The 6,153-nt window shown below is 69.0% G+C and carries 5 protein-coding genes; 2 read left to right on the top strand and 3 right to left on the bottom strand.

The window, feature by feature from the left end; genetic code table 11:
- Positions 1 to 202, bottom strand: a 202-nt coding sequence (locus GA0115259_RS39720; protein WP_141716738.1) for a hypothetical protein, incomplete at its 3' end; no start/stop codon positions are given.
- A gap of 219 nt (positions 203 to 421) precedes the next feature.
- Here GA0115259_RS39720 and GA0115259_RS29540 point away from each other — a divergent pair.
- Together GA0115259_RS29540 and GA0115259_RS29535 are read left to right on the top strand one after the other, a co-directional pair.
- Positions 422 to 2,458 (top strand): acetoacetate--CoA ligase, encoded by a 2,037-nt coding sequence (locus GA0115259_RS29540; protein ID WP_093602687.1) that lies wholly within the window; start codon positions 422 to 424, stop codon positions 2,456 to 2,458.
- Between the two features lie 61 nt (positions 2,459 to 2,519).
- Positions 2,520 to 3,500, top strand: a complete 981-nt coding sequence (locus GA0115259_RS29535) for a hypothetical protein (RefSeq protein WP_107469287.1) — start codon at positions 2,520 to 2,522, stop codon at positions 3,498 to 3,500.
- Positions 3,501 to 3,553: 53 nt separating this feature from the next.
- Here GA0115259_RS29535 and ptsP read toward each other — a convergent pair whose 3' ends face one another.
- Both ptsP and GA0115259_RS29525 read right to left on the bottom strand, forming a co-directional pair.
- Positions 3,554 to 5,224 (bottom strand): phosphoenolpyruvate--protein phosphotransferase, encoded by a 1,671-nt coding sequence (gene ptsP, locus GA0115259_RS29530; protein ID WP_093602685.1) that lies wholly within the window; start codon positions 5,222 to 5,224, stop codon positions 3,554 to 3,556.
- 90 nt (positions 5,225 to 5,314) lie between these two features.
- Positions 5,315 to 5,764, bottom strand: a complete 450-nt coding sequence (locus GA0115259_RS29525) for a PTS sugar transporter subunit IIA (protein WP_093602683.1) — start codon at positions 5,762 to 5,764, stop codon at positions 5,315 to 5,317.
- Positions 5,765 to 6,153: the final 389 nt, after the last annotated feature.

The raw sequence follows: 6,153 nt of genomic DNA, 5'->3' as shown, positions 1-6,153 counted from the left end.
GCTCCGCGCCGCTGACCGGTCCCGGCACCCGGGCCCGCTCCGCGCCGCGCGGTGCCAGCTCTCTGGCATCCGTACGCCGCCCGCGCCACGCCGACCGTATGGCGCGCAGCCCCTGCACCGAACCGACCACTTTCATCGAACGCACCAGTTCACGACCGTCCATGCTGCTCAGCCTGCCATCCGGGTTAGGTGCGTGGGGCATCGTTCAACTCCCGTTCACCCGTGGTCGGAGCACATATCTGCCCTGCCGACCATGGGTGACGAGACCTGGTGCGAGGGACGATCACATGGCATCGTCCGTGTCAGTCGCGTCACGCGCACACCCCGCACGTGCGCGCGACCGGCGCACACCAGCGTCGAGCACGAAGCGACGAGTACACCAGCGCCGTACATCGGTGCCGAGCCCGCCGGGAGCCGACCCATGACCGCAGCAGCAAGCCCAGCCCCTCTCTGGCGGCCGGATCCCGGCCGTATCGCCGCAGCGCGTGTCACCCGCTTCCAGGCCTGGGCGGCCGAGCGGTACGGAGCCCCGGCCGAGGGCGGCTACGCGGCGCTGCACCGCTGGTCCGTCGAGGAGCTCGACACCTTCTGGAGAGCCGTCGCCGACTGGTTCGACGTACGTTTCTCCACTCCGTACAGCCGTGTCCTGGGCGATCGCACCATGCCGGGCGCCGAGTGGTTTCCCGGCGCCACCCTCAACTACGCCGAACACGCCTTGCGTACGGCCGAGGATCCGGCCCGCGCCCATGAGCCGGCCATCTTGTACGTGGACGAGACACACGAACAGATCACGTTGAGCTGGTCCGAACTACGGCGCCAGGTGATCTCCCTCGCCCGGGAACTGCGCGCCCTCGGTGTGCGCCCGGGCGACCGGGTCAGCGGCTATCTCCCCAACATTCCGCAGGCGGCCGTCGCGCTGCTCGCCACCGCCGCCGTCGGCGGAGTCTGGACCTCCTGCGCGCCCGACTTCGGCGCGCGCAGTGTTCTGGACCGCTTCCAGCAGGTCGAACCCGTCGTGCTGATCACTGTCGACGGCTACCGCTACGGCGGCAAGGAACACGACCGTACGGGGACGGTCGCCGAGCTCCGCCGGGAGCTGCCCACCTTGCGCGCCGTCGTCCATGTCCCGCTCCTGGGTACGCCGGCCCCGGAGGGAGCTCTCGAATGGTCGGCCCTCACCGCGGGCAGCGCGCCCGCCGGCAGGGCAGGTGCCGAGGACGGTGGCGGTGCCGAGGACGGAGGCAGGGGAGACGGCGACGTCTTCGAGCAGGTTCCCTTCGACCATCCGCTATGGGTTCTCTACTCCTCCGGTACCACCGGACTGCCCAAGGCGATCGTCCAGTCCCAGGGCGGCATCCTCCTGGAGCACTTCAAACAGATCGGCCTCCACTTCGACCTCGGTCCCGAGGACCGCTTCTTCTGGTACACCTCCACCGGCTGGATGATGTGGAACTTCCTCGTCTCCGGTCTGCTCACCGGCACCACGATCGTGCTGTACGACGGCAGCCCCGGCTATCCCGCCGTCGACGCCCAGTGGGGCGTGGCCGAACGGACCGGCACCACCGTCTTCGGCACCTCCGCCGCGTATGTCATGGCCTGCCGCAAGGCGGAGGCGCATCCTGGCCGCGACCATGATCTCTCCCGCGTCAAATGCGTCGCCACCACCGGCTCACCACTGCCGCCCGACGGCTTCCGCTGGCTCCACGACGATGTGGCCGAGGATCTGTGGATCGCCTCCGTCAGCGGCGGTACCGATGTGTGCAGTTGTTTCGCCGGAGCCGTCCCCACCCTTCCCGTTGAGATCGGTGAACTCCAGGCGCCCTGTCTGGGCACCGACCTCCAGGCCTGGGACCCACAGGGCAAACCGCTCATCGGCGAGGTCGGCGAACTGGTCGTCACCAATCCGCTGCCGTCCATGCCGGTGCGCTTCTGGAACGATCCCGACGGCAGCCGCTACCGCGACAGCTACTTCGAGATGTTTCCCGGCGTCTGGCGCCACGGTGACTGGATCACTCTCACCGACCGCGGCTCGGTCGTCATCCACGGCCGCTCCGACTCCACCTTGAACCGCCAGGGGGTCCGGATGGGCTCCGCCGATATCTACGAAGCCGTCGAACGCCTTCCAGAGATCCGTGAATCCCTGGTCATCGGCCTGGAGGAGCCGGACGGCGGATACTGGATGCCGCTCTTCGTCCATCTCGCACCGGGCGCCGTCCTCGACGACACACTGCGCGCACGGGTCAAGGAGACAATCCGTGAGCGGCTCTCGCCACGCCATGTTCCCGACGAGATCATCGAAGTCCCGGGCATCCCGCACACCTTGACCGGCAAGCGCATCGAAGTCCCGGTCAAACGCCTCCTCCAGGGCACGGCACTGGACAAGGCCGTCAACGAGGGCTCCGTCGACAATCTCCAACTGCTGCGCTTCTACGAGGACCTCGCCCGCACTCGTCACTGACCGTTGTCAGACCCCCCGGTTACGGTGAGTGAGCAGTGACCGACAGCACTCAGGGGGAGACATGGCGCACACCGAGCGGCACCAGCACCAGCAGACCGGACAGCGGCAGCGCACCGGCGGCACGGAGAGGCCCGGGCCCGCCGGGCCAGGACCACGGCGGACGGCCAGGACCACACGGCGCAGACTGCGCCGCGAAGTCCCCAGCACCGTCGGCCTGCTCGCCGACGAGCAGGACTTCACCGCGATGCGGCGCTACGCCACCTTCACCTTCGACGACCATGCCGCCTATCTGCGGCAGATCGACGGACTGCTCGCATCCCTGGCGTCCCGGGGCGTGCACACCACCGTCGGTCTCTTCGATCCCGAGGAGTTCGCGGAGTACTGCGCGGAGAGAGGACTCGACCCGGACTCCGCGGCCAGCCGCAGCCGCTTCACGGCCACGCTCCCAGGAAGCGGAGCCGCCGTCGCCTACGCGGGCCAGCCCATCGACCAGCTGGTGCCACTGCTGATCAGCACCGCCGTCCGCAGGGCGACCTGGGAGTACGCGACGACGGTCCTCGCCGACCTCGGGGAGTGCGCCGACTGCGGACAGGACATCGGACGCGCGGCCTTCGACCGTGCCTCCCACATCCTGCTGAGACTTCTCGAAGCGGCGGGATCCGGCACACACCATCTCGTCTCCAGCGTTCCCGCCGCCGGCGAACAACTCCTCGCCGTCCTCCACATCGACAGTCCCGAAGGAGCGCCCGTGCTGCTCGGCTCCTCCGAAGGAGCCGAATTCGTCAGCGTGCTGGCCCTGGGCATCGCCCTGGAGAGCCCCGGCGGAGTCGTGCTGCGTACGACAGGACCCGGCACCGGCACGCCCGACCGGCTGCACGGCTGGCGACTGGACCGCGGCGAGCTCGTCCCGCTCACCGAGGCCGAGGTCTTCAACGCCTACTGCACCGACGCGGACACCGGAGAGCCGCTCTCCCCGGAACCGGGCGTGGAGTACCGCGCGGGATTCGACCTCGGCCTCGACGACACCGGCACCCACCACTGAACGCGGAAGGGGCTTCCCGTCGCACACCACGACGCGAAGCCCCTTCCCCCGGATCACTCGCCGGACAGCACCGCCTGCGCGGCCGTCCTGGCCTCGTCGGCGGTGTCCGCGGCCCGCGCGGCGGCGGCGGCACGCTCACACTGCGCCAGTGTGTGCTGCGCGAGCGCCGACCGTACATACGGAATCGACGCCGCGCCCATCGACAGCGAGGTCACACCGAGCCCGGTGAGCACACAGGCGAGCAGCGGATCGGAGGCCGCCTCACCGCACACACCACAGCTCTTGCCCTCGGCCCTGGCGCCCTCGGCCGACAGCGCCACCAGATCCAGCAGCGCGGGCTGCCACGGATCCTGCAACCGTGACACCGCGCCCACCTGCCGGTCGGCGGCAAAGGTGTACTGCGCCAGATCATTGGTTCCCAGCGAAAGGAACTCCACCTCTTGGAGAATGGAGCGCGACCGCAGAGCGGCCGACGGAATCTCCACCATGGCACCGAATTTCGCGCTCAGCCCGGCCTCACGGCAGGCGTCCGCGAACGCCTTCGCGTCCGTACGGTCCGCCACCATCGGCGCCATGACCTCCAGATGCACCGGAAGCCCCTGGACGGCCTTCGCCAGCGCGGTCAACTGCGTCCGCAGCACCTCGGGATGGTCCAGCAGAGTCCGCAGACCGCGCACTCCCAGCGCCGGGTTCGGCTCGTCGGCCGGAGTGAGGAAGGCCAGCGGCTTGTCCGCGCCGGCGTCCAGCACGCGCACGACCACCCGGCCCTCGGGAAACGCTTCGAGCACCGCGCGGTAGGCCTCGATCTGCTTCTCCTCCGACGGCGCCCGCTCGCTGTCGTCCAGAAAGAGAAACTCGGTACGGAACAGCCCGACGCCCTCGGCACCCGCTTCGAGGGCAGCCGACACATCCGCGGGACCACCGATGTTCGCCAGCAGCGGCACCGTATGGCCGTCCGATGTCGCACCGGGTCCGATGGAGGCGGACAGCGCGGCCTTCCGCGCGATCGCGGCCTGCTCGAGCTCGGCCCGCTTCGCCGCGCTCGGCTCGACGAAGATGTCACCGGTACTGCCGTCGACCGCGATCACCGTGCCCTCGGCCAACTCCTGCGCACCAGGCAGCGCGACCACGGCCGGCACACCGAGCGCACGCGCCAGAATCGCACTGTGACTCGTCGGCCCGCCCTCCTCGGTCACAAAACCCAGCACCAGAGCCGGGTCGAGCAACGCCGTGTCCGCGGGAGCCAGATCGCGGGCGATCAGTACATACGGCTCGTCGCTGTCCGGCACACCCGGCATCGGAACGCCCAGCAGCCGGGCGACGATACGATTCCGCACATCGTCCAGATCCGCGACCCGCCCGGCCAGATACTCCCCGGCATTGGCGAGCAGCGCGCGGTACGAGGCGAACGCGTCGTACACACCGCGCTCGGCGGTGCTCCCGACCGCGATCCGCCGGTCCACATCGGCCATCAGCTCAGGGTCCTGCGCCATCATCGCCTGGGCCTCAAGAACGCCCTGGGCCTCTCCGCCGGCCAGATTGCCGCGAGCGATCAGATCGGCCGCCACCGCGTCGACAGCCTGACGGGCCCGCCCTTGCTCGCGCTCCGCCTCCTCCGGCGCAATCTGCTTGGCCGGCGGTTCGAGCACCGCGGTTCCCATATGCCTGACCTCGCCGATCGCCACACCATGGCTGACCCCGACGCCTCGCAGCGTTGTCTCCATCTCACCCGTCTCCGGTTATGCGGCGATCCGGTCGCCGCGAGGGAAGTACGACAAGCGCTGCGCGCTCGTCCCTGACATACGGCATCGGCGTCACTGCCAGCCGAAGAGTGTGTCGCCGGTCTTCACTTCGCCGTCCTCCCGGACGTCGGAGAGCGAGTCGGCCGTGGCTTCGAGCGCCACGACGGGGCAGACCGGTGACTTGCCGGCCTCTTCGACGGCGACCGGGTTCCAGCGCACAACTCCCTGCCCGCGCGTGACCGTGTCTCCCTTGCTGACGAGCAGCTCGAATCCCTCACCGTTCAGCTGGACGGTGTCGATCCCCAGATGCGTCAGTACTCCACGACCGTCCGGGTCGACGACGACAAAGGCGTGCGGATGCAGCGACACCACGACACCGTCGACCGGAGAGACAGCCTCGCCCGGCTCCCGGACCGGATCGATGGCCATCCCGGGTCCGACCATCGCGCCGGCGAAAACCGGATCGGGTACAGCGCCGAGCCCGATGGCCCGGCCGGACAGTGGGGCGGTCACGGTGGTCATGGGGAGCCTCCCAGGAGGGCGGGGGATCGAGGCCGCCGTCACCGCCTGTGATGGGACGACGTGCTGTTCAGAAGGGTAAGTCATAGGAAGTGCCGGTTCCGCGGGAGACCAGCCGGTTGGCGGACCTCGCAGGAGACCGGAAACGATTTGCCTGTGTCGGTGGACGGCATGTAGGGTCGTACTCCTGCCTGGCCCCGGTGCGACTTTGAGTCGGGGGCCGGTGGCATCTATCAATTCTTGATCGTTCTTCGGACACCGCATCCGCATGCCTGCGAATCGGTGGTCAGGGAGAGGGAAAAGGACTGATAGAGTCGGAGACGCAAGACAGCAAGACCGAAGGGAAAAGCCCGGAGGAAAGCCCGTGAGGGTGAGTACGAAGGAAGCGTCCG

Origin of the sequence: Streptomyces sp. MnatMP-M17 (assembly GCF_900091995.1) — a bacterium.
Lineage (GTDB): Bacteria > Actinomycetota > Actinomycetes > Streptomycetales > Streptomycetaceae > Streptomyces.
This window is presented reverse-complemented; position numbering and strand designations above follow the sequence as displayed.